The organism is Muricoccus pecuniae (assembly GCF_014199205.1).
In the GTDB taxonomy this organism is placed as follows: Bacteria; Pseudomonadota; Alphaproteobacteria; order Acetobacterales; family Acetobacteraceae; genus Roseomonas; species Roseomonas pecuniae.
In genome coordinates this window covers 145930-167841 of sequence record NZ_JACIJD010000008.1, presented here as the reverse complement: position 1 = coordinate 167841, position 21912 = coordinate 145930, and the positions used below count along the sequence as shown (strand labels likewise).

General features: G+C 75.1%; 22 protein-coding genes. 7 read left to right on the top strand and 15 right to left on the bottom strand.

Features of this window, described 5'->3' with window-relative positions:
* Positions 1–14: 14 nt before the first annotated feature.
* Positions 15–1346 (bottom strand): OmpA family protein, encoded by a 1332-nt coding sequence (locus FHS87_RS10545; RefSeq protein WP_184517476.1) that lies wholly within the window; start codon positions 1344–1346, stop codon positions 15–17.
* 296 nt (positions 1347–1642) lie between these two features.
* Between FHS87_RS10545 and FHS87_RS10540 the strand changes: the two genes are divergently transcribed.
* The gene (locus FHS87_RS10540) at positions 1643–2878 is read left to right on the top strand and encodes an aminotransferase (RefSeq protein WP_246418308.1); all 1236 of its coding nucleotides are present in this window, start codon (positions 1643–1645) and stop codon (positions 2876–2878) included.
* Positions 2879–2891: 13 nt separating this feature from the next.
* Here the strand turns inward: FHS87_RS10540 and FHS87_RS10535 are convergent, their stop codons facing one another.
* Genes FHS87_RS10535 through FHS87_RS10505 form a run of 7 tightly spaced genes read right to left on the bottom strand, consistent with a single transcriptional unit; the run spans position 2892 to position 9707 of the window.
* Positions 2892–4178, bottom strand: coding sequence for a phosphoribosylamine--glycine ligase (locus FHS87_RS10535; protein WP_184517473.1), 1287 nt, complete (start codon positions 4176–4178; stop codon positions 2892–2894).
* Between the two features lie 44 nt (positions 4179–4222).
* A complete protein-coding gene (locus FHS87_RS10530; protein ID WP_184517470.1) occupies positions 4223–5038 on the bottom strand; it encodes an NTP transferase domain-containing protein in 816 nt (271 codons plus the stop codon).
* Positions 5035–6195, bottom strand: a complete 1161-nt coding sequence (locus FHS87_RS10525) for a dATP pyrophosphohydrolase (RefSeq protein WP_312861962.1) — start codon at positions 6193–6195, stop codon at positions 5035–5037. The genes FHS87_RS10530 and FHS87_RS10525 overlap by 4 nt, the downstream gene beginning before the upstream one ends.
* Positions 6192–6953, bottom strand: coding sequence for a sterol desaturase family protein (locus tag FHS87_RS10520; protein WP_184517645.1), 762 nt, complete (start codon positions 6951–6953; stop codon positions 6192–6194). Before FHS87_RS10520 ends, FHS87_RS10525 begins: the two co-directional genes overlap by 4 nt.
* A gap of 17 nt (positions 6954–6970) precedes the next feature.
* Positions 6971–8035 carry an LptF/LptG family permease gene (locus FHS87_RS10515; RefSeq protein ID WP_184517467.1) on the bottom strand — a complete coding sequence of 355 codons (1065 nt, stop codon included), beginning with the start codon at positions 8033–8035 and terminating at the stop codon, positions 6971–6973.
* Positions 8032–9267 (bottom strand): LptF/LptG family permease, encoded by a 1236-nt coding sequence (locus FHS87_RS10510; protein WP_184517464.1) that lies wholly within the window; start codon positions 9265–9267, stop codon positions 8032–8034. Before FHS87_RS10510 ends, FHS87_RS10515 begins: the two co-directional genes overlap by 4 nt.
* Positions 9264–9707 carry an HIT family protein gene (locus FHS87_RS10505; RefSeq protein WP_184517461.1) on the bottom strand — a complete coding sequence of 148 codons (444 nt, stop codon included), beginning with the start codon at positions 9705–9707 and terminating at the stop codon, positions 9264–9266. The genes FHS87_RS10510 and FHS87_RS10505 overlap by 4 nt, the downstream gene beginning before the upstream one ends.
* Positions 9708–9918: 211 nt before the next feature.
* Here FHS87_RS10505 and FHS87_RS24460 point away from each other — a divergent pair, with 211 nt between their 5' ends.
* A complete protein-coding gene (locus tag FHS87_RS24460; RefSeq protein ID WP_312861961.1) occupies positions 9919–10320 on the top strand; it encodes a DUF2141 domain-containing protein in 402 nt (133 codons plus the stop codon).
* On the opposite strand, the gene FHS87_RS10495 is transcribed toward FHS87_RS24460, so the two are convergent.
* Positions 10317–11255, bottom strand: a complete 939-nt coding sequence (locus FHS87_RS10495) for a metallophosphoesterase family protein (protein WP_184517456.1) — start codon at positions 11253–11255, stop codon at positions 10317–10319. The two genes, FHS87_RS24460 and FHS87_RS10495, sit on opposite strands and share 4 nt — an antisense overlap.
* On the opposite strand from FHS87_RS10495, the gene FHS87_RS10490 reads away from it, so the two are divergent.
* Genes FHS87_RS10490 through FHS87_RS10480 form a run of 3 tightly spaced genes read left to right on the top strand, consistent with a single transcriptional unit; the run spans position 11235 to position 14334 of the window.
* Complete coding sequence (locus FHS87_RS10490) at positions 11235–12449, top strand: CDP-alcohol phosphatidyltransferase family protein (protein WP_312861960.1); 1215 nt, start codon at positions 11235–11237, stop codon at positions 12447–12449. The two genes, FHS87_RS10495 and FHS87_RS10490, sit on opposite strands and share 21 nt — an antisense overlap.
* Positions 12446–13402 (top strand): diacylglycerol kinase family protein, encoded by a 957-nt coding sequence (locus tag FHS87_RS10485; RefSeq protein ID WP_184517453.1) that lies wholly within the window; start codon positions 12446–12448, stop codon positions 13400–13402. Before FHS87_RS10490 ends, FHS87_RS10485 begins: the two co-directional genes overlap by 4 nt.
* Positions 13399–14334 (top strand): hypothetical protein, encoded by a 936-nt coding sequence (locus tag FHS87_RS10480; RefSeq protein ID WP_184517450.1) that lies wholly within the window; start codon positions 13399–13401, stop codon positions 14332–14334. The genes FHS87_RS10485 and FHS87_RS10480 overlap by 4 nt, the downstream gene beginning before the upstream one ends.
* Positions 14335–14338: 4 nt before the next feature.
* Here the strand turns inward: FHS87_RS10480 and spt are convergent, their stop codons facing one another.
* From spt to FHS87_RS10460, 4 genes are read right to left on the bottom strand one after another with little or no spacing between them, the layout of a single operon-like run.
* A complete protein-coding gene (gene spt, locus FHS87_RS10475; RefSeq protein WP_184517447.1) occupies positions 14339–15547 on the bottom strand; it encodes a serine palmitoyltransferase in 1209 nt (402 codons plus the stop codon).
* Positions 15548–15550: 3 nt separating this feature from the next.
* Positions 15551–15802 carry an acyl carrier protein gene (locus FHS87_RS10470; RefSeq protein ID WP_184517444.1) on the bottom strand — a complete coding sequence of 84 codons (252 nt, stop codon included), beginning with the start codon at positions 15800–15802 and terminating at the stop codon, positions 15551–15553.
* Positions 15792–17219: a lipopolysaccharide biosynthesis protein gene (locus tag FHS87_RS10465; RefSeq protein ID WP_184517441.1), complete on the bottom strand. Its 1428-nt coding sequence runs from the start codon at positions 17217–17219 to the stop codon at positions 15792–15794. The genes FHS87_RS10470 and FHS87_RS10465 overlap by 11 nt, the downstream gene beginning before the upstream one ends.
* Entirely contained in the window at positions 17216–18352 is a 1137-nt protein-coding gene (locus FHS87_RS10460; protein ID WP_184517438.1) for a glycosyltransferase family 4 protein, read from the bottom strand. The genes FHS87_RS10465 and FHS87_RS10460 overlap by 4 nt, the downstream gene beginning before the upstream one ends.
* Before the next feature lie 71 nt (positions 18353–18423).
* On the opposite strand from FHS87_RS10460, the gene FHS87_RS10455 reads away from it, so the two are divergent.
* Positions 18424–19605 (top strand): mitochondrial fission ELM1 family protein, encoded by a 1182-nt coding sequence (locus FHS87_RS10455; protein ID WP_184517435.1) that lies wholly within the window; start codon positions 18424–18426, stop codon positions 19603–19605.
* Here FHS87_RS10455 and FHS87_RS10450 read toward each other — a convergent pair.
* Complete coding sequence (locus tag FHS87_RS10450) at positions 19514–20452, bottom strand: hypothetical protein (RefSeq protein ID WP_184517432.1); 939 nt, start codon at positions 20450–20452, stop codon at positions 19514–19516. The two genes, FHS87_RS10455 and FHS87_RS10450, sit on opposite strands and share 92 nt — an antisense overlap.
* A gap of 93 nt (positions 20453–20545) precedes the next feature.
* Here FHS87_RS10450 and FHS87_RS10445 point away from each other — a divergent pair, with 93 nt between their 5' ends.
* A complete protein-coding gene (locus FHS87_RS10445; protein WP_184517429.1) occupies positions 20546–20923 on the top strand; it encodes a hypothetical protein in 378 nt (125 codons plus the stop codon).
* 11 nt (positions 20924–20934) lie between these two features.
* Here the strand turns inward: FHS87_RS10445 and FHS87_RS10440 are convergent, their stop codons facing one another.
* A complete protein-coding gene (locus tag FHS87_RS10440; protein WP_184517426.1) occupies positions 20935–21903 on the bottom strand; it encodes an NAD-dependent epimerase/dehydratase family protein in 969 nt (322 codons plus the stop codon).
* Between the last annotated feature and the right edge of the window lie 9 nt (positions 21904–21912).

Sequence of the window (21912 nt, the reverse complement as noted above, 5' to 3'; positions counted from 1 at the left end):
CCGCGGCACCGGAACTAGCGGATGAGCCGCTCTTCCATGCCCGAACCGGGCAACGTGCCGAGGGCGACGTCCGCGCAGGGCACGGGGCGCAGCTCGACGCGGCGGTCCAGGACATCCGAGGCGTTGTCGGCCCCGGTGCCGACGATGGGCTCGCTCGCCCCCGCCCCCTCGGCCCGCAGGCGGGAGCGGAGGGAGGGCTGCTCCTGCGCGATCCGGCGGCGGAGCGCCTCTGCCCGGGCGAGGGAGAGCCGCTCATTGGCGGTGGCCGAGCCGCTCGGGCTGCTATGGCCGCGCAGCAGCAGGCAGGTGTTGCGCGCCGCGACGCGCCCGGCGATCTGCCGGATCCAAACAGGGTAGGGGCCGGAGATCACGGGGTCCGGCCAGAAATTCGTCGAGCCCGGCTGGAAGGTGAACTTCACCATCACCTGCCCGCGGTCGAGGCCGAGATCCACCAGCCGCCCGAAGGCCGCCTCCGCCGCATCGGCGCGGCCGAGGGCGGCGCTGACGAGATAGATGCCGTTATAGGTACGGGGCTGCTCGCCCGAGGGAAGGCGCTCAGCTCCGGTGAAGCGGTCCAGCGCCTCGGCGTAGCGCCCGGCCTCGTAGGCGCGCGTGCCCTCGGCCAGCAGCGCCGTGGCGGGAAGGCCGGCGAGGTATTGCGGGTCGATGGGGTCGCCCTTCCGGGCGAGGCTCGTGCGGAGATAGGCCTCCGTCGCGCGGTCGGGCATCCAGGTCGGGCTGTCGCGGAAGATGGCGGCGGGGGCGGCGGTCACGTCCTCGCGCCGGGCCCAGGCCTGCTCGCTGGAGATCACCCGCCCGGTCGCCAGATTGCCGATGATGCCCCAGATCCGATAGGCGCCCGCCCGGTCCTCCGGCACCGGCTCGACGGAGCCGGGCGACGCGACGGCGTTGATGGCGCCGATGACGATCAGCGGCTCCCGCGCCAGGCTCTCCGTGCCGAAGGGCAGCAGCTCGACCAGGGGGAAGCGTGTGCGGACCAGCTCCCCGATCCGCGTCTCCATCGCCCGCGTCGTCTCGGACTGCTCGCCCGTCCCGCGATCGATCCAGGGGTCCACCACCGTGCGGTAGGTGCCGGAGGCGTTGGGCAGGCCGAGCTGAGCGTTGGCGATCAGCGCCCCGGTGAGCCCGGCCACGGCATCGTCGAGCGAGAGGGCGACGGGGGGCGGGGTGGAAGCCTCCAGCATCGACACCCCCGTCCGCAGGAGGGCGCAGCCCCCGAGAGGGGCCGCGGCGAGCAGGCCGAGCGCGATGGCGAGGCCCCGGAGGGGGTGGCGGCCACCCTTCCCGGGGTGTCGCGCCTCGGGCCCTGCGATCCGTTCCTGCATGCTGTCCTCCCGGGCCCGTCTCTCCGGGGCCCGATCGGCACCCGGCTCCGCCCGCGAAGGCATGGCCGTGCTGGCTAACGCCCCGCGGCGCCATCGGTCACGAAGGCGCGCAGGCACCCTTGCCGGGCTTGCCGAGCTTCCCGGGCATTGCCATCGAGGCGCGGCGCGGCCTCACGCGGGCAGGATGGCGCCCTGAGTGGGCCCGCGGGTGGCGTTCAGCAGCCCCCGCGACGGCGGCGCCCCGAACGCGGCGCGGCCACCGGCGTTGAGCTGGAACAGGTGGAGGCTCAGGCTCGATGAACATCTCTCTCATGGCGCCCTTGCCGCCCGCCGCGACGCGCCCGTCCCGCCCGGCGGCTCCCTCCAGCCCGGCCTTGAACCCCCGCCTGCTCGACACCGGCAGCCCGCCCATCCCCGAGATCCAGGCCTGGGGCGCGGAGTACCGGGGCGGGGAGGGGCCGCTGCTCAACCTCTGCCAGGCCGTGCCGGCCCATCCGCCCGCGCCGGGGATGCTGGAGCAGCTCTCCCTGGCCGCGGGGAGCCCGGCCACGGCCGGCTACGGCCCCATCATGGGTGAGGCGGCGCTGCGCGAGGCCTATGCCGCGGAGCTCGGGAGCGTCTATGGCGGGCCGCGCCGGGCGGCGGAGGTGGCGATCACCGCCGGCTGCAACCAGGCCTATTTCGTCGCCATGATGGCGCTGGCCGGGCGCGGGGACGCGGTGCTGCTGCCCACGCCCTGGTACTTCAACCACCAGATGACGCTCTCCATGCTGGGGATCGAGGCGCGCGCGCTGCCCTGCCGCCCGGAGCGGGGCTTCGTGCCCGATCCCGAGGAGGCGGCGGCGCTGATCGACGGGCGGGTGAGGGCGATCGTGCTCGTCACCCCCAACAACCCGACGGGCGCGATCCTCTCGCCCGAGGTGATCGCGCGCTTCCACGCCCTGTGCCGGGAGCGCGGGATCTGGCTCGTCCTCGACGAGACCTATCGCGACTTCCTGCCTGAGGGGCAGGACCGCGCGCACGACCTCCTCTCGGGCGAGGCATGGCCGGAGAACCTCGTCCAGCTCTACAGCTTCTCCAAGTCCTTCGCGGTGCCGGGCTACCGGCTCGGGGCGATCGGCGCGCCGCCGGCGCTGATGCCGGAACTCGGCAAGGTGATGGACTGCGTGCAGATCTGCGCCGCGCGGGCGGGGCAGGTGGCGCTGAGCTGGGGCCTCGGCCACCTGGCGGAATGGCGCGCGGCGAACCGGGCGGAGATGGTGGGGCGCGCGCGGGCGGTGCGGGCGGCCTTCTCACGGCTGCCGGGCTGGCGGCTGGATTCCCTCGGCGCCTATTTCGCCTATGTCCGCCACCCCTTCGGCGCGACCCCGGCCTGGGAGGTGGTGGAGCGGCTCGCCCGGCAGCACGGGCTGATGTGCCTGCCCGGCCCCGCCTTCGCGGGGGAGAGCACGCATCTCCGCATCGCCTTCGCCAATGTGGACGGCGCGGGGATCGCGGAGATGGAGCGCCGCCTGCGCGCCGCCACGGGCTGACCGGCGCGCCCCCTCAGCCCGGCGCGGCGGGCAGCCAGCCGAGGGTCCGGAGGCGTTCGCGCTCTCCCCGGAGGAAGCGGTCCCCGATATCGGCGCGCCAGCGCAGCTCGGGGGCGACGACGTTGCGCGCCCGCGCCCGCGCGGCCTCCTGCGCGGCCTCCACGGTCGGGCCCGTGCCCGTCACGATCATGAGGTGGCCGGAGCGGCGGTGGCCGAGGAGCTGCCCGTCCTCCTTCCGCATGTCCACGAAGTGATAGCTGTCCAGCTCCTCGCCCTCGGGCGGGCGGAGGAAGAAGACGGGCGGGTCCTCCTCCGGCGGGCTGCTCTCCGTATGGGCGGGGAAGGGCGGCACGGTCAGCACGATGGCGACCGACCAGCCGGGGCGGGTGGCGAAGCGGGGTTCCCCCGATGCCGAGGCGCCGGAGGCCATGCGCCCGAACAGGTCCCCCCAGCCATCCCGCTGGAGGGCGGCGAGCACGGCGAAGCCGGGATTGCCGAAGCGGCAGGTGAACTCCAGGGGCCAGACCCCGCGCTCGTTCACGATGAGGTTGAGGTTGACGTAGCCGACATGCCCGGCCTCGGCGAAGCGGGGCGCCATGCGGTCCAGCGTGGCGGCAAAAAGAGGTTCCGAGCCGTCATAGGCGGCGAGGGTGCCCATCTCCCCCGTCATCTCGCCCATCTCGCCGGGGAAGAAGCGCTTGTGCTCGAAGTCGATGCAGGCCGGGCGAAGGAAGGCGCGGCCGTCGAAATACGCCCCGACCCCGACCTCCACCCCGTCGAGCCGCTCCATCAGCAGCACGCGCCCGTCGCCGGCGCGGCGGAGCATGAAGGCGAGGTCCGCGCCCTCGGGATGGTCCCCGACGAAGGTGGTGCGCTTCACGTCGTCATGCTTCAGCACGTAGCGCCCGGGATGGCGGGCGAGCCATTCGAGGGCGAGGGACGGGTGCTCGAAGGAGTGGCTCTCCGCGATCTGAAGCCCGGCCTCCCGCAGCACGGACTGGCCGAACTCGCGCTCCTCCTCCAGCCGGTCGCCGAAGGCGCTGCCGCCGACGACGCGATAGCCCTGCGCCCGCAGCCTGTCCTGGATCGCGCCGCGGCCGATGCGCTCGAAGAAGACGATGCCGTCGCGCCCTACCCAGTCGAGCTCGGCCCGCCAGTCCGGCACGGTCTCGATCAGCCCGCCGAAGGCGCGGAAGGCTGGAGGGTCCTCGGCATGCACGCGGACCTCGTGGCCCTCGCGCATCAGCGCGAGATAGACGTCGCCGAGATAGGCGCGTGGCCCGATGGCGAGGATCCGCATGCGTGCTCCGTCTCCGCTGCTCCGGTCGCGCCAGGACCGGTCCGTCAGGATGTGAGGGAGGGCGCCGATCCCTCAAGCCCGGCCGGCTCGCCGCGCAGCCGTTCCTCGACGAGCCGCAGGTCCTCCGGCTTGTCCACGTCCACCGCGGCCGCGCCGAAGGGCATGTCCACGGTGGCGAGGCGCGCGCCGCAGCGGACCTCCAGCGCGTCCAGCGCGCCGCGCAGGGTCAGCCGTCCCAGGGCGTGGCGGAGGAGGGTCGCCGGGCCGATCATCCAGGCCATGGCCAGCGGCCGCTTCCGCCGCCCCTCCAGATCCTGCCAGAAACGGAGCGCGCCCGCGGCCTCCGGGGTGGCGAGGAGGAAGAGGTTGCAGCCGCTGAAATCGCCGTCGCGGAAGCGCAGCCAGGTCCGCCGCGTGCCCGGGAACTCGCCCAGCACCGTCTCCCGCCGGGCAAGTCCCGCGATGGCCGCCGCGCCGGCCGGGGCGGCGGCAAGGAAGTGGCCCACCATCGCGGGCGTCAGCAGCGCGTGGTCGGCGGTGGTCACCAGCATTGGGGCGCCGAACTCCCCGAAAGCGGCGGCGGCGCTGCGCGCGGGGCTCGGGGCGGCCTCTCGGAGGATCACCCCATCCAGTCCTTCCAGGCCGCGCAGCGTCGTCCCCGACGCTTCGACGGAGACGACGATCCGCCCGATCCCGGGCGAGCCCCGCAGCGCCGCGACCACGCGCAGCAGCATGGGCACCCCGGCGACCGGCAGCAGCGCCTTGTGGGAGAGGCCGGCGGCGGCGGCCATCGGGTCCGTCCCGCGCCGCTGCCCCGCGAGGACCAGCGCCGTCACGCCCTCCGCCAGGCCCGGCCTCATGCCGGAAGCGCCTTCTCGTAGACGCGGTAGGTCTTGTAGGCGCGGGCGCCGAAGGCCTCGGCGATGTGGCGCATGCGGAGATTGTCCTCCAGCACCCAGGACATCTCGATCCGCTTGAAACCGAGCGCCAGCGCCTCGCGCCGCAGCGCCTCGATGAGGAAGATCGGGAGGACGCGGCCGAGCATCCCCGCGCCGATCTCCCGCCGGAACCCCATCAGCGGCACGCGCGCGGTGGAGACGCCCTTCACCTTCAGCCGCCAGAGCAGCCGCGCCCAGCCGAAGGGCAGCAGCCGGCCGGAGAGGTCCCGGATGGCCTCGTTCAGGTTGGGCAGGCAGACGCCGAAGCCCACCGCGCGGCCCCTCATCTCGGCGAACCAGACCAGGCGCTCGTGGAGCAGGGGCCGCAGCTCGGAGGCGAGATGCGCCACCTCCTCCGGCGTGAAGGGCACGAAGCCCCAGTTGCCTGCCCAGGCCTCGTTGAAGATGTCGATCAGCAGGTCGACCTCCGCCCGCAATTCCCTCCGGCGCAGCGGGCGCAGCGTGACGCCCGCGGGCAGGCCGCGCGCGATGGCGCGGGCGGCGGCCGGGGGCAGCGGCACGTCGGGTTCGCAGACATAGGCGAGCAGGTCGCGCGCCTTGCGGTAGCCGAGCGCCTCCAGATGCGGCCCGGCATAGGGGGGGTCGTGCGGCATCATCAGCATGGGCGGCGTGTCGAAGCCCGAGACGAGCAGGCCGGTCTGCTCGTTGATGGAGAGGCTGAAGGGACCCTGGACCAGCCGCAGCCCGCGCGAGGCCGCCCAGGCCTCGGCGGTGCCGAGCAGGGCGGCGAAGACCTCCCGGTCGTCCTCGGCCGCGAGCAGGCCGAAATAGGCGGGGCGCTGCCCCTCCACCGCCGGTGCCAGACGGTCCTCCTGCGCGCTGATCCGCCCGACGTCGCGCCCGCCCCGGCGCGCGATCCAGAAGGCGGCCTCGCCGTGGCGGAACCAGGGATTGCTCCGGGGCGAGAGCGCGCCGCGCCGCTCCATGGCGAGCGGCGGGACCCAGGCGGGATCGGCGCTGTTCAGCGTGTTGGGCAGGCGGATGAAGCGGTCGAGGGCGGCGCGGCCCCCGACCAACTCGACCTCGATGGGCTGGCTCGCCGCCGCCCGCGGGGTCACGCCTTCTCGCCCGGGCGGGCGGGGCGGTCGCGCGGCGGCGCGCCGGTCAGCCGGGCGACCCAGGGGAAGCGCTCCGCCTCGGCGCGGTCATAGCCGAGGTTGAAGGCGTGCGGGCTGCGCGGCCGCTCCCGCGCCTCGGCGTAGTAGGTGCCGAAGCCGCGGTCGATCAGGTAGCTCGTGATCCCGAAATTGCCGCCCTCGTGGTGGAAGTGGTGGGCGAGGTGCAGCTCCTTCATCCGGCGCAGCAGCCGGCTGCGCGGCTTAAAGTTGAGGTGCTGGATGCAGTGGCAGAACTCGTAGATGCAGGTGATGACGAGCCCCGCGGCCACGGCCGCCGCCGCGCCCGCGCGCCCGCCGCCCACGAACCAGCCGAGGGGGATGAGGATCGCGAGGATCGTCGGCAGTGTCGTCACCGGGGCGCCGAAGAGCACGTCCAGCCGGTGCGGGTCCTGGTGGTGGTCGAAATGGATCCGCTTCCAGAGCGCGGCCGTGAGGGGCGAGCGGTAGAGGAAGCGGGAGTGCAGGACGAAGCGGTGGATGAGGTACCAGGCCAGGGGATAGGCGAGGGCGGTGGCGAGCACCGCGAGCAGCGGTCGGAACCCGGCGCCCTCTCCCCAGAGCACCGCGAGGACGGTGCTGACCACCGCCAGCACGGCGTAGAGATGGATCGCGGGATGGGCGGCATAGGCGACCACGAGTTCCCGCAGCGTCATCCGCCCGAGATCGAAGCTCCGCCCGCCCCGCCAGGGACCGTACATCGCGCTCACTCCCTCTCTCAGCCCTCCTCCCGCCAGAGGAGGAGCAGCCCGGCCATGGCGAAGAGGACCGGCGTGGCCCAGGCGGCCGCCACCGGATGCAGCCCGCCCGCCTCGCCGATCGACGCCATCAGCCCGGCGGCCACGAGATAGCCGAGGCCGAGCACGAGTCCAACGGCCGCGCGACGAAAGGCGCCCTCCTGCCGCGGCAGGCCGAAGGCGGCGGGGGCGGCGAGCAGGAGCATCACGAAGGGCGCGGCGGCCGAGGCGGCCAGGGCGTGCAGCCGCGCCGCGTAGAAGGCGGGCCCGCGGGAGACCGGGCCCTCCCCGCGCCACCCCGCGAGCAGGCGGGCCGGGGACTGCGCCTCGGTGGGGCGGGCCAGCTCGCGCAGGGCGCGCGGGGCCGGGCCCTCGGGCCAGGGCAGGGCTGCCATCTCCTGCGGCCGGCTCGCGCCGGGGCGGATGAGGCGCACCCCCTCCAGCCGCCAGCCCTCGGCCCCGTGCGCGGCTCGGCGCGCGTCCAGCCGGTCCAGCGCGCGGCCCTCCGTGTCCCGCCGGATCACCAGCAGGCCCTCCAGCACCCCGCCGTCGCGCGAGACGGCGTCGGCCGCCACGATCTCCGTGCCGTTCCGCAGCCAGAGCCGCTGGGGCAGGACGAGGGGCCGCTCCGCCGGGTCGCGGCTGTCCCACCAGTCCGCCAACGCCCGCTCGGTCCGCGGCGCGACGCCGAGGAGGAGGGCGGATTGCAGCAGGAAGGCGAGGGCGCAGGCGGGGGCGAGGGCGCCGAGGATGCGCCAGGTGCCGATCCCCGCCGTCCGCATCGCCGTGACTTCCAGCGAGGCGGCGAGCTGGCGGAAGGCGAGGATGGCGCCGACCAGCACGGCGAGTGGCATCAGCCGGCCGAGGGTGGTCGGCAGCCGCAGCATGGCGTAGCGCCCGATATCGGCCAGCCCGCCGCGCGAGAGCACGTCGCTCGCCTTGTCCAGGAGGTCGAGGAGTTGGAGCAGCGCGGCCAGCCCGAGCAGGACGGCGAGCGCGCGGGCGACGAAGAGGCGGGTGAGGTAGCGGCCGAGCACGCCGTTCACGGCGCCGTCCCCCGCCGCGGCAGCAGGGCGGCGAGGGCACCGGCCGCCGCGTCCAGCCGGGCGAGCAGCCCGTCGAAGGCGCCCTCCTCCGGGTGGCGGTTGCTGTGCCGGAAGACGAGGGCCGCGAAGATGGAGAAGAGGATGAACATGCCCCAGAGCGCCGGCCGCGGGTCGATCCGCCCGACATCGCCGAGCGATTCCGCGAGCTGCAGCGCCTGCTGGTAGACCACCAGGATCACCGCCCCGAGAAGGATGGCGACCGAGCGGCTGGACCGCTTCGCCGCCAGCCCCATCGGCATCGCCAGCAGGGGCAGGACGAGCAGCGAGGCCGCGCGCACGAGCCGGCCGTGCAGCTCTCCATCCATCCGGCGCCGCTCCACCGGCGGCTCGTCCTCATCCCGCGAGGCCCAGAGTTCCCCGAGCGTCATCTCCCGCTCGTCGCCCCCGCGCAGGCGGAAGATCGGGAGGCGCCGGACGAAGGGGCGCGACTGGGCGGAGCTGGAGAAGGCGAGGGTTGAGACCTCGCCATCGGGGCGGATGGTGATCTGCTGGCCGTCCTCCAGCTCGATCAGCAGCTCGCTCTCCTCGCTGCTGAAGAGCATGCGGCCCGTGGCGGCGGTGGTCAGCACCTCCCCGCCCCCCTCCAGCCGCTGGTGGATGGTGATGCCGTGCAGGAGCCCGCTCCCGGGCTCCCGGCGATCAACGGAGACGGTGAAGCGCCGCCCGGCCCGGGCGAACTCCCCGGGAACGAGGCTCGCGTTCCAGCCCGCATTGGTGAGAGCGTGATAGGCCGCGCGATAGGCGTAGCGGCTGAGGGGCTGGGCATAGCCGTAGAGGCCGATGCCGAGCGCGGCGCAGACGAGCCCGACGGCGAGGAAGGGCCGCCCGAGCCGCGCGAGCGAGATGCCCGATGCCTGGAGCGCGTCCAGCTCGTGGTCCTGGCTCAGCCTGGCGATGACGACATAGACCGCGAGGAACAGCGCCGCCGGGACCGCCAGGCCGAGGTAATGGGGCACGAGGTAGAGCAGGAGCTGGAGGATGGAGGAGGCGGGGCTGCCCGCCCCCGCCAGGAGGTCGAACAGCCGCAGCAGCCGCTCCAGCAGCAGCGCCGGCAGGACGAGGAGGAGGGTGGCCGCGAGCGGCCGCGCCAGCAGCCGCAGCATGTAGCGGCTCACCAGCCCGCCCGCGGCCGGCAACCCCCGGTAGGCCGGGGCGATGGGGTCCGTGCTCACGCCCCGGTGGCTGTCCAGGCCGCGCGCAGCCGCGCAAGCAGATCGTCCCGCACCGCCGCCTCCGGCTCCACCGCCTGCGCCAGGGCGGGCGGGCCGGGCCAGCCGGCATCGGGGAAGCCCTGCCCGAGATGGGTCCGCAGCCCCTCGTAGCGGGGGATGACGTGGAAGTGGACGTCGGGGTCCACCATCATCAGCATGAGGTGGTTGATCTTCTCACAGGCGACGAATTCCCTCAGGATCGGCTCGATGCGGGACACGGCGCGGTGCAGGTCGGCGAAGGCGGCGGGGCTGGCCTCGCCGAATCGCGTGACCTCCTCGCGGCAGACGAGGACGAGCGAGCCGAGCGTCACCTGCTGCGGTCGCAGCAGCACGGTCCAGTGCTCCGTCTCCCCGACCAGCGTGGTGGGATGGCCGAATTTGGCGAGCGTTGCGGCTGGCATTCCCCATCCTGAGCGGCCGGTGCTGCGGGCGGGCGAAGCGGACCCCGGCTGCGTCGCCGCCCGGGTCCGGCCCGGCGGGACTATAGGTGCCACCCGGCGAGGGTGCCAATCGGGGGCGGGACGCCGGCTGCGCCTGGCCGGGGTGGCGGCCCTGGCGGGGTTGCTCGGAGCCCTTCTCCCGCAGGGGCAGGCGCGGGCGCAGGACCCCCGCGTGGCGCCCTGCGCCTCGGCCGAAGCCCCGGCCGGGCCGAGGCTCCGGGTGGAGGTGACCGGCGCGCGGCGCGTCGCGGGCAATGTCACCGTCACCGTCTACGGCCCGCGGCCGGAAGCCTTCCTCGCGCGGCGAGCCTATCTCTCGCGGCAGCGGATCCCGCTGCGGGCGGCCTCGGCCGAGGCCTGCTTCGCCCTCTCCGCCGCCGGCGACTATGCCATCGCCGTCTATCACGACGAGAACGACGACCACGACTTCAACCGCAACCTGATCGGCATGCCCGCCGAGGGCTACGGCTTCTCCAACGACGCCCCGACCACGGTGGGCCTGCCCGACTTCGCCGATGTGCGCTTCACCGTGCCGGCAGAGGGAAGGCGCATGGCGATCCGGCTGCGCTACTAGGCCGTCCCGCTCCCCGGATGCCCGAGGCCTTCCGTCGCCGGGCGCGCGAGGCGCCACGCCCCCGGCCGCGCGCCCTCCGCGAAGCGGCCGGTCGCGGGGTCCTGCAGGCGTAGAACGCTCTCCAGCCGCCAGCCCCCCGCGTCGCGCTCGATCCGGTGCAGCCACCAGCCCGCCCATCCGTGCCCGGGGGCGAGGGCGTGGGGGGCGCCGAGAACGGGGATGGGGCCTCCCGGGCCGGGCAGCTCGCCTTGCATGACCCGGTGATGGTGGCCGTGCAGCACGAGCTCCGCCCCGTGGCGGGCAAGGATTTCCCGCAGCGCCGCCCCGTCCCGCAGTGCCTTGCGCCGGCCGCCGGGGCCGGGGAGGGGCGGGTGGTGGATCAGCATCACCCGGAACAGCCCCTCCCGTGCCGCCCAGTCCAGCAGGGCGGGGAGCCGCGCGAGCTGCCCGCCCCCCAGCTCCCCCGCCGCGGAGCCGGGAAGGGTGGGCAGGGCGGAGGAGAGGCCGATCAGCGCCAGGGGCCCGCGGCGGTGCAGGAAGGGGAAGGGGGAGGTGCCCGGCCCGGCGCCCTCGCCCGCCATCCACTCGTCCCAGCGGCCCAGCCCCTTCGCCCAGGGCACGGCCACGGTCGCGTCGTGATTACCGGGCACGAGGCTCAGGCCCTCGGCCGGGCCCAGGCCAGCCAGAAGCTCGCGCGCGGCCGCGAACTCGCCCGGCAGGGCGAGGTTCGTGAGGTCCCCCGTCACCGCGATGTGGTCTGGCTCCGCGGCGGCGATATCCGCCAGCAGCGCGCCCGGTGCCGCGGCACGCCGCCGCTTGCGCCGCCAGGCGAGATAGGCGAGCAAGCGCTTCCCCGCGAGTTGCCCGAGCGGGCGCAGAGCCCCAGGGGGAACCGGCAGGTGGAGATCCGAGACGTGCGCGAGGGTGAAGGCCATGGGGCGGCGCAATCTCGCCCGTCCGAGGCCTCCGCGCCAGCCATGCCGGCCGCGCGGCTGATCGGCGAATCGCCGGTTCCCGTCTGGAGCATGCCCGGATCGGCCCTGCTCCGCCGGGCGCTCGCGCGCGCGGGGATGGTGGATGTCGCCGCCTGGGAAGGCGAGGCGCCCGGAGGCGCAGGAGCGCCCGGAGGCGCGGCCGGGCTGCTGCTGATGCGGGCGGATCATGTCTACGACGCCGCCCTCGTCGCCGGCCTTGCCCGCAACCCGGGCCGGCTGCTGTGCCGCCCGGGGGACGGCCTCCCCGTCGCCGCCCATCTGCCCGCCGGCGCCGGGGCCGCGGGCATCGCCGCCGCGCTGGAGGCCGGGCGAGGGGCGGGGGACGCCGCCTTCGCCGGCCTGCGCCCCGCCGCGCCCACGGATCTGACGGAGAGCTACAACAAGGCGCTGCGCAAGCGCGGCAACCCCTATCTCCTCCGCCTCGCGCCCGAAACGCGGCGGGCGGTGGAGTGGGAGATGTTCGGCGGCTCCTACAAGGGCGTCACGGACGCGATCACGAAGCATGTCTGGCCGCGCCCCGCCTTCCATGTCGTCCGCGCCTGCGCCGCGCTGGGCATCACGCCGAACCAGGTGACGCTGGCCAGCCTCGTGCTCGTCTTCGTCGCGCTCTGGCTCTTCATGCAGGGGGCTTTCCTCCCCGGCCTGCTGGCGGCCTGGGTGATGACCTTCCTCGACACAGTGGACGGCAAGCTGGCGCGGGTGACGCTCACCTCCACGCCGCTGGGCAATGTCTTCGACCACGCGATCGACCTCATCCACCCGCCTTTCTGGTGGCTGGCCTGGATCTACGGGCTGGAGGCGGCGGGGATGCCGCTCGCGCATCCCGTGATCGTGGGGGCGGTGGTCTTCGGCGGCTATGTCGCCCAGCGGCTGCAGGAGGGGCTGTTCCTCGGCCTCTACCGCATGGAGATTCATGTCTGGCGGCGATTCGACAGCTTCTTCCGCCTCTGGATCGCACGGCGGAACCCGAACCTGCTCCTGCTCAGCCTCGGCACCCTCGCCGGGCGCCCCGATCTCGGCATGCTGGCGGTCGCGGCCTGGACCCTCTTCGGCTGCGTCGAGCAGGCGGTGGTGACGGTGCAGGCGGGGCTCGCCCGTCGCCGGGCGCCGCTCCGCTCCTGGCTCGAGGGATGAGCCCTGCCGCCGGGGCGGCGCGCATCGGCGTGATCAGCAACCCCCGCAGCCGAGCCCTGCGGGAGGGCCGCTTCGCCCTCGGCGCGGCGGCGGCCTCCATGCCCCGCGCCGCGCCCGAGAGCCGCGAGGCCCTGGTCGAGGCCCTGGCCGGCTTCGCGGCCGAGGAGGTGGATCTGGTCGCCGTGCAGGGCGGGGACGGCACGCTCCGCGAGGTGCTCACCGCCCTTCCCGCCGCCTATGGCGAGCGCCCGCCCGCCATCGCCGTGCTCGCCACGGGGAAGACGAACCTTGCCGCGCGCGTGCTGGGGAGTGCCGGCCCGGGGGAGGCGGCGCTCGCCAGGCTGCGCGACGCCGCCCTTCGGGGCTCGCTGCGCCGCCGGCTGCTGCCGGTGCTGGAGGTCGCGAGGCCTGGGACGGAGGCTGCGCCCCTGCGCGGCCTTCTCTTCGGCGCCGGCGCCTTCACCGAGGCGAAGCTCCTGGCCGAGCGCTCGCTGCACCGGCGGGGCGTGCATGACCGCCTCGCCGTGCTGCTGGCCCTCGGCGGCACCGCGCTGCGCAGCCTCGGCGGGAGAGGGCACCCGCTGCGGGAGGGCGCGCCGATGGGCATCTCGGCCGATGGCGCGGCGATGCGGGAAGGCCGGCGCTTTCTCCTCCTCGCTACGCCGCTGGATCGGCTGATGCTCGGCCTCTGGCCCTTCTGGGGAGAGGGGGAAGGGCCGTTGCGCTGGCTGGAGGTGGATGCGCCGCCGAGCCGGCTCCCGGCCGCGCTGCTGGCGGCTTTCCGCGGGCGGCCATGGCGCTGGATGCCGGGGGCAGGCTACCGCAGCGGCCGGGCGGAGCGGATCGCCCTCCGGCTGGAGGCGCCCTTCGTGCTGGATGGGGAGGTGTTCAAGCCCGGGCCGGAGGGGCTGCTCCTCTCCGCCCCCGGCCGGGTCGCCTTCGTCGCGCCGTGACGCCCGGGTCGCTCGACGCATTGGTGGCGGAGGGGCTGGAGCCCGGGCCAGGGGGCGCCATGCGCGCGGCGGTGCTTCTCACCGGGGACATCCTCTCGCGCCACGGGGCGGCGGTGGAGGCGGTGCTGTTCTACGGCGCCTGCCGGCGGGACGGCGACGCCGGCGGCCTGCTCGACCTCTACGTCCTCACCTCCGGCCACCGCGCCTTCCACCGCCGCGCCCTGCCGGCCCTGCTCAACGCCCTGCTGCCGCCCAACGTGCTGCACTGGCAGGTGCAGGGAGCGGAGGGGCCGGTCAGCGCCAAGGTCGCGGTGATGAGCCTCGCGCAGTTCGAGCGGCGGGTGCGCCCCGCCTCCCTCGACACCACGGTCTGGGCCCGCTTCTGCCAGCCCGCCACCCTGCTCCACGCGCGCGATGCGGCGGCCCGGCGGCGGGTGGAGGCGGCGGTGGCCGGGGCCGTGGAAACGGCGGCGCTCTGGGCCGTGGCGCTGGGGCCGCCCTCCGGCACGGTGCGGGAGTACTGGCGCGGCCTCTTCGCCCGGACCTACGGCGCCGAGTTGCGGGCCGAGCGCGGCAACCGACCGGACCGCCTGCTGGACGACGCGCCGGACTGGTACGCCCGCACCCTGCCGGCGGCCCTCGCCCGGCTCGGCCTGGAGGCTCGCACGGACGGGGAAGGGCGGCTGCACCCTGGCCGGCCGGCGGGGCCAAGGCGGTCCTGGGCGGCCCGCCGGGTGCTCGGCAAGGTGCTGAACGTCGCGCGGCTGGTGAAGGCCGCCTTCACCTTCGAGGGCGGGGCGGACTACCTCGCGCGCAAGGTCGAGCGGCACTCGGGCGTGGCGGTCCAGCTCACGGACTGGCAGCGCCGCCACCCCGTGCTGGCGGCGCCGCTCCTGCTCTGGCGCCTCAGGCGCCGCGGCGCGGTTCGCTGAGCCCCTATTCCGCCGCTTCCAGCGCCGTGCCGATCAGCCCCAGCGCCTCGCCCGTGCGCGCGACGGCGAGGACCGCCGCGTCGATCTGCGCCGGGGTGAGGAGCGCGCTGACGCTCATGCGGAGCAGCGGCTTGCCGCCCGGGGTCGCGGGGCCGAGGGCGAGATTCGCGTAGACCCCGGCCTCGAGCAGGCGGTTCCAGAACAGCACCGCCCTCTCCCGGTCCGGCATGGGAAGGGAGACGATCGGGCTCGGCATGGCGCCCAGCATGAACCCGGCCGCCGAGAGCCCGGCATGCAGCCGCTGCCCGTTCCGCCGCAGCGCCTCGCGCAGCTCCGGCCGGGCCTCCATCACCTCGATCGCCCGCGTGACGGAGGCGACGGTGGAGGGAGGGAGGGAGGCCGTGAACATGTAGGCGCGGGCGGAGAGGCGTAGCGCGTCGAAGCCGTCGAGGTCGGAGGCGAGGAAGCCTCCGATCGCGCCGAGGCTCTTGCTGAAGGTGCCGACGACGAAGTCCACCTCCGCCTCCACGCCCTCGGCTTCCGCGAGGCCGCGCCCGCTCTCGCCGAGCACGCCGAGCGAGTGCGCCTCGTCCACCAGCAGCCAGGCCCCGGCCTCGCGCTTGACCTCGACGATCTCGCGCAGCGGCGCGGTGTCGCCGAGCATGCTGTAGATGCCCTCGGCGACGATCAGCTTCTCGCCGGGCTGGCTCGACAGGTGGCGCAGGCGGCGGCGGAGGTCGTCGGGGTCGTTGTGGCGGAAGCGCGTGACCTGCGCCGCGCTCAGGCGGGCGCCGTCATAGATGCTCGCATGGCTGTCCGCATCCAGCAGGAGATGGTCGCCGCGGCCCGCGAGAGCGGCGAGCGCGCCGAGATTCGCCTGATACCCCGTGGTGAAGACCATGGCCGAGCGGCGGCCGAGGAAGCGCGCCAGCCGCGCCTCCAGCGCCGCATGGCCGCCATAGGTGCCGTTCGCGATGCGCGAGCCGGTCGTCCCCGTCCCCAGCGAACGCACGGCCTCGGCCGCGTCCTCGATGCAGTCGGGGTCGAAGGTGAGGCCGAGATAGTTGTTGGTGCCGAGCAGCAGCACCCGCCGCCCTTCCAGCACGGCCTCGGTCGCGGAGAGGACGGTGTCGAAGGCGACGCCGAAGGGATCCCGGCCGGCAGCGGACACGGCCGCGTGCTCGGCGCGCAGGGCGCGGAACTTTTCGAGCATGATCTAGTTCGCCGCGGAAGCTTGGCTGGTCAGCACGCGGACGAGGTCGCCGATCGTCTCGATCTCGGCCATCCGGTCCATCGGAATGACGGTGTCCAGGCGCGTCTCCAGCAGCATGACGAAGTCGATCGCGCCGACGGAGTCGAGGTTCAGGTCGTGAAGAATGCTGGTCTCCATGGTCACGGGGCCGGTCAGTTTCCCCGATTCCTCAAGCGCTGCGGTAATCTCCCGCAGCGCGGCCTGCTCATCCAGCATCTCCGGTTCCCCTGTTGCCGACGCCCATACCCCCCCGGGCATCCCCGGTTAAATGCTTCCCTGAACTGTAACGCAAGTTTTGATCGCGCGCGCCCGAAGCGGGAGAGGCCACCCAGCGCAGGGCCGGCACCGCCTGCCCGGCCAGGAGGAGCAGCGCCGAGAGCAGGGCGGCGATGCCCGCGCCCTCCAGCCCGACCAGCCGGAGGCCAATCAGGGCGAGGGGGACATAGGCGGCCGTGGAGAGCGCCCGAAGCCGCAGCGCGAGCCCGTGGCGCCCGGCGGAGACGAGCAAAGGCTCCAGCGCGAAGCCGGCAAAGCCGATCGAGGTGGCCGCCGCCAGCAGGAGCATGAGGCGGTAGGCCTCTCCCCCTTCCGGCCCGCCCACCAGCCGCAGCAAGGGCCCGCCGATCGCCGCGAGAAGAAGGAGCAGCCCGAGCGCGAGGGCGGCCGAGAGGCGGAGCCCCCGGCGGAGCAGCCGGCGGAGCGCGTCATGGTTCCCCTCCGCCAGGAGGCGGGCGAGCTCGGGATAGAGGGCGGGGGTGAGGAAGCGGCTGGGCTTCAGCGCGGCCTCCCCGATCTGCCGGGCGAGGGAGAAGAGCGCCGCCCCCACGGGCCCGATGGTCCAGCCGACGCAGAGGGTCGCGACATGGCTGGAGCCGAGGGAGAGGGTGGTCATGAGATTGGTGGACCAGGTGAAGCCCCAGATCCCCGGATGCACCCGCGCCGCCCGCACCCGCCGCCCCGCGGGGTCGGGGCGCAGCAGGCCGCGCCGGGCGACCTCCCGCCAGGCGGTCGCGACCAGCACGACGCCGCCGAGCGCCGTGCCCGCGTACCAAGCGCCGAGGAAGCCCGGCAACCCGGCGCCGAGCCCGGCCGCCAGCGCCGCGCCGCCCAGCCGGATCGCCGCCCCCGCCGCGTCCCGCCGCGCCAGCAGGTCGAAGCGGTCGAGCAGGCGGAGCAGCCCCGTCGGCGTCGCGGTGACGAGGAAGAGCGTGCTGGTCGCGTAGAGCGCGGCGAGCGGCAGCACCTCCGGCGGCCAGCCGAAGGAGGGGCCGAGGAGGAGGGCGGCCCCGGCGCAGAGGATGGCGCCGAGAACCCCGGAGCCGATGTCCAGCCCCGCGGTGAAGCGGAGCAGGGCGTGGAACTCCGCGCGCCGCTCCTCGCCGAGGCTGCCGGCGCCGTAGCGCAGCACGGCCTGCCAGGACTGGAACTTTACGAGGGAGGAGGCCGTCTGCGCGAAGCCGTGGACGAGGACGAGCACCCCCATCCGCTCCGCGCCCAGGCTGTGCATGCCGATGCCGAAGGCCGCGAGGTTCAGCAGCGCCGTGACCAGCTTCCCGCCGAGCACGAGGCCGGCGTTCCGCAGGATGCGGCGGAAAAGGCTGTCGGCGACGGCCTGCCCCGGTTCCTCCGTCATCCCCGGAGTTCCGCGATCCGGCGGAGGATCCGCGCGGCGCGGGCGTCCCAGGTGAAGGTGCCCAGCAGCTCCGCCCTTGCCGCGGCGCCGAGGGCGGCGGCCCGCTCCCGGTCGGCGAGCAGGCCCCGCGCCGCCGCCGCCCAGGCAGCGGTGTCACCGGGCGGGAGGAGCAGCGCCGTCTCGCCGTCCCGCAGGATCTCCCGCAGGGCAGGGATGTCGGAGGCGAGGATCGGCTTTCCGGCGGCCATGTACTCGAACACCTTCAGCGGGGACATCCAGCGCCCGATCTCGCGCCCCGCCGAGGAGAGGACGCGCGGCGCGGGCGGGGCGAGGAGCAGGTCGAAGCGCGCGAGCAGGCCGGGCACGAGGGCGTGCGGCACGTGCCCGTGCAGGTGCAGGTTCGCCCGCCCGGCGAGGCGCGCGCGCCAGGAGGCCAGGTCGCGCTCCGTCCCGCCGATCGCGTGCAACTCGCATTCCGGCAGGGCTTCGGCAAGGGCCGCTACGGTCTCCATCCCCTTGCCGGGATAGAGATGGCCGACATAGCCGAGCTGCGGGGCACCGGGGCGGCCGGGCCAGGGGCCGGGCGGCAGCGCTGGCAGGGGATCGGGCGCGGGGTCCGCCCCGTCATGCGCCACCAGCACGGGCCGCCCGCCGAGGGCCGGCATCGCGGCCGCGTAGTCCTCTGCCAGGGCGTTGGAAATGGCGACGAGCAGGGCGAAGCGCGGCTGGCGCAGGAGCCAGGACTCCGCCAGCCGCCGGGCCCGCCGGAGCGGGAGGGCATGCACCTCATAGGCGACCGGCGCCGCGACGAGGGGCCCCACGAGGCCCATGGCATAGGCGTGGCGGCCGTAGATCAGCTCCGGCACCGGCCGCGCGCGCATCTCCCGCGCGACGAGGGCGGGGTAGAGAAGGTTCTTCCCCAGGGGCAGGCGGGGCGGGGCGAGCAGCACGAGGTCGAAGAGCGGCTCCATCCCGAAGGCGGCGAAGACGGCCGCCTCGTCCCCCCGGCGGCCCCGGGCGTAGAGCGTCACCTCGTGCCCCGCGGCGGCCAGGGCGCGGCACATGCCCATCACGTTCACCGCGCTCGCGACGCGGGAGGGCAGGGCGGTGCCCGCGACGTAGCTTATCCGCATCCGGCCCGGCCCCCCTTGCCCGGCGCGGGGCGCCCCCGCATCCTTTCCCGCCCCGGAGAGGCCGCAGCCGCTTGGACACAGGGACCAGCCCCGGCGGGCCGCTGCGCGTCTGGGCGCTGCTCGGACCGCGCACCGGCGACAACAACCAGGTGCTCGCCCTGGCCGCGGCGCTGGGCGGCCGGGTCGAGCCGATCCCGCTCCGCCAAAATCCCCTCCGCCTGCTGCCCAACCGCTTCGGCTGGAGCGGGCTGGCAAGCCTCGATGCCGCCTCCCGCGCCCGTCTCGTCCCGCCCTGGCCGGATGTCGTCATCACCGTCGGGAGGCGGGCCGTGCCGGCCGCGCGCTGGATCCGGGCGCGCTCCGGCGGCCGGACGCGCATCGTGGGGATCGGCCGCCCGCGCTGCCACCCCGCGCTGCTCGACCTCGTGGTGACCACGCCCCAGTACGGCGTGCCGCCCGGCCCGGAGGTGATCGAGGCGCCCGTCTCCCTCTCCGCGATGGGGCCGGCGCGGCTGGCCGAGGCGGGGGAACTCTGGCGGGAACGCCTCCGGCCCTTCCCGGAGCCGCGCCTCGCCCTTCTCCTCGGCGGCAATTCCCCGCCCTGGCGGCTGCGCCCCGAGGATGCGGAGGCGGCCTGCCGCGTGCTGCTCGCCCGCGCGGCGGCGGGGGGCGGCAGCGTGCTGGCAGTGGCCAGCCGCCGGACGCCCGAGGCAGTGGAACGGCGGGTGCGGGCGATCCTCGCCGGGGCGGAGGGGCCTGCCGCCCTCCTCACTGGGAGCGGGGAAGGGAACCCCTATCCCGGCCTGCTCGCCCTCTCGGCGGAGATCGCCGTGACGGCGGACAGCGCGGCGATGATCTCGGAGGCCGTCGCGACGGGGAAGCCCGTCGGCCTCGTGCCCGTCCGGGCCGGGGGGGTAGGGGCGGCGCTGCTGCGGGTGATGCGCACCCTGCGCCGGGCCGATGCGGGGGAGGACGGCGCCTCTCTCCCCGCGCGCCTCGCGGGCCGGGCCTGGGGCGCGCTCGTCCGGCGCGGCCTGGCCGGATGGCCGCGCGACCTCTGGTTCTTCTGGCGGGAGATCGACCATCACGGGCTCGCGGGCACGGTGGAGGCGCCGAGGCGGGGCATCCCGCCGGACATCGCCGGGGAGGCGGCCGCGCGCGTCAGGCGGCTACTGGCTGGCGGGGCGGCGGGAAGCGGCCGCGGCAGCGCTCCGCCATCTCCAGCGCGTCGGGGCGGATGTGCCGCTCCCTGATCCCGTGCTCCACCTCCGCGCGCGTCACGGCGCCAGTGTCCAGGCACTCCGCCAGGAGCGCGAAGAAATACGCCTCCTGCCCTGGGTCGGGATGCGGGCGGTAGCGGGCATGGGCGGTCCAGAAGCGCAGCACGGGGCGGACGAGCACGGCCGGGATCGGGCCGAAGCCGCGCTCGCGCAGGGTGAAGTCCACAGGAAGGCCGGTCTTCCAGGGCTGGGTGCGGCGCTTGGTAGTGTGGAGCAGCCGCGTCTCCGGGGTGAGCCGGTCGAAGTCGTTCCAGACGGGCTCCAGCAGGCCGATCGTCTCGCGCCTCTCGCGCCGGAGCTCGATCAGTTCCACGTAGTCCAGCCGGCCGCTGAACAGCTCCTCCAGCGTTTCCTCGAAGCGCCAGTGGGGCAGCAGGGCGCAGTCCAGTAGCATCACGCTGCTGGCCAGGTAGTCCGGCGCGCCGTTATGCCCGGGGCGGGCGCGGCAAAGGATCGCCTTGCCATGCCGGTCCCGGGAGAACAACTCGCCGACATCGCCCACGGCGAAGACGTCGGGGTCCACGACCAGGCCGAGGCCGCGATGCCCCATGGCATCGGGCACGGCGAAGCGCAGCGGGGTGAAGGATTGCAGGTCGTCCATGTGCCAGACCCGGCCGTGCCCGGCGCGCTGGAAGCTCCGCCCCTCGGCCGCGAGCAGGGGCGGGCATTTTTCGGCTTCCAGCAGCCGGACCTCGAAGGAGTCGGCGTCGCGCGCGTTGCGCCGGAAGGAATGGGCCGAGACGAGCGCGCCCAGGCGCTGCTTGGCATTGGTGTGGATGAACACCACGGGGCGGTCCGTGGCGGCGGGGGCCTGGCTCATCGCTCTCGTCCTGTGACGTTACGGGGGGCTCGCGCGGCGGCGCTCGCCCTGTTGCTCGGGGCTGGACTGGCGGGATGCGCCGATGGGGGAGCCGTGCCGGCCCCCTCCGGCGCGGCCTCGCGCTTCGATGGATGGTATCGCGGCCGCCGCATCCCGGTCGGGCCCGCCGCGTCCTGCCGGGAGGCGGCGCGGGAGGTCTGGTTCCGCGTGGAGAACGGGTCGGTGGAGCTGCGCGGCTCGCGCCACCACCGCTCCGCCGTGAAGGAGGCGCTGCTCACGGGCACGGTCTCGCCGGGCGGCGAGCTGGCCCTGGTCTCCGACCTCGCCACCCGCTTCGCCACGGGGCGCATCGAGGGCGACAGCCTGGTCGCGGCGGATGCCGCCGTCCCGGCCGTGTCGCGGGAGGGCGGCGCCAACAGCAGCTGCCTCCGCCGCTACGAGGCGGTGCGGCAGGAGCCCATCCGGCCCTGACGGCGGCGGCCCTAGCCATGGGCGGCGGCTCCTGGCAGGCCGAGATCTGCCCACCAGCGGCGCGTGTCGCGCAACCCGGCCTCCAGCGAGACCCCCGGCGACCAGAGGCCGGGAGGGAGCTGCCGTTCCCGGGATGAGCCCCAGTCCCGGTGCAGGATCTCCCGCGCCTTGCCGCGCCCGAACAGGGCGGGCCGGCCGGAGAGGCGGGACAGGGCATCGGCCGCGGCGCCGGCCGCGAGCATGGCGGCGTCCGGCACGGGCAGGAAGCGCGGCCGGCGCCCGAGCGCCCCCGCCACCCCCTCGATGATCTCGCGCCAGCCATAGCCCTCTGCCCTGGCGTCGGTGACCTCGAAGGCAGCGCCCTCCGGCCCGCCGCGGAGGAGGGCAGCGATGGCGCCCGACACGTCCTCGGCATGGACGAGGCCGATCCGCGGCTCCGGCGCGCGGGGCACGGGAACGAGCGGGGAGAGGGCGAGGCGGCACAGGACCAGCCCCTCCCGGTCGCCCGGGCCGTAGATGACCCCGGGCCGCAGCACCACCGGGGAACCCGCCCCGCCCAGCGCCGCCACCGCCGCTTCTTCTCCCGCCCGCTTGCTGGCGGCATAGGGGGAAATGCCCGGCTCCCGGGCGGCGAGGGAGGAGACGAGGACGAGGCGCGCGCCCGGGGCCGCGGCGGCGACGGCGGCGGCCAGCCGCGCGCTCCCGTCCCGGTTGACCGCGAGGAAGTCCGCCTCGCGGCGCGCCTTGGTCAGCCCGGCGAGATGGACCACGGCATCCACGCCGGCCACCAGCCGCCGCAGCGCCTCCGCATCCCCGAGGTCGCCGCGGACTGTCTCGGCCGCGGGCAGGCCCTCCGCCGTGCCGCCCCCATCCCGCAGGAGCATCCGCACCCGCCACCCCTGGCGGGTGAGCGCCGCGACGGCGTGGCGGCCGAGGAAGCCGGTGCCTCCGGTGACGGCGACGAGCGGCGCCCCCGCCATGGCGGCCCC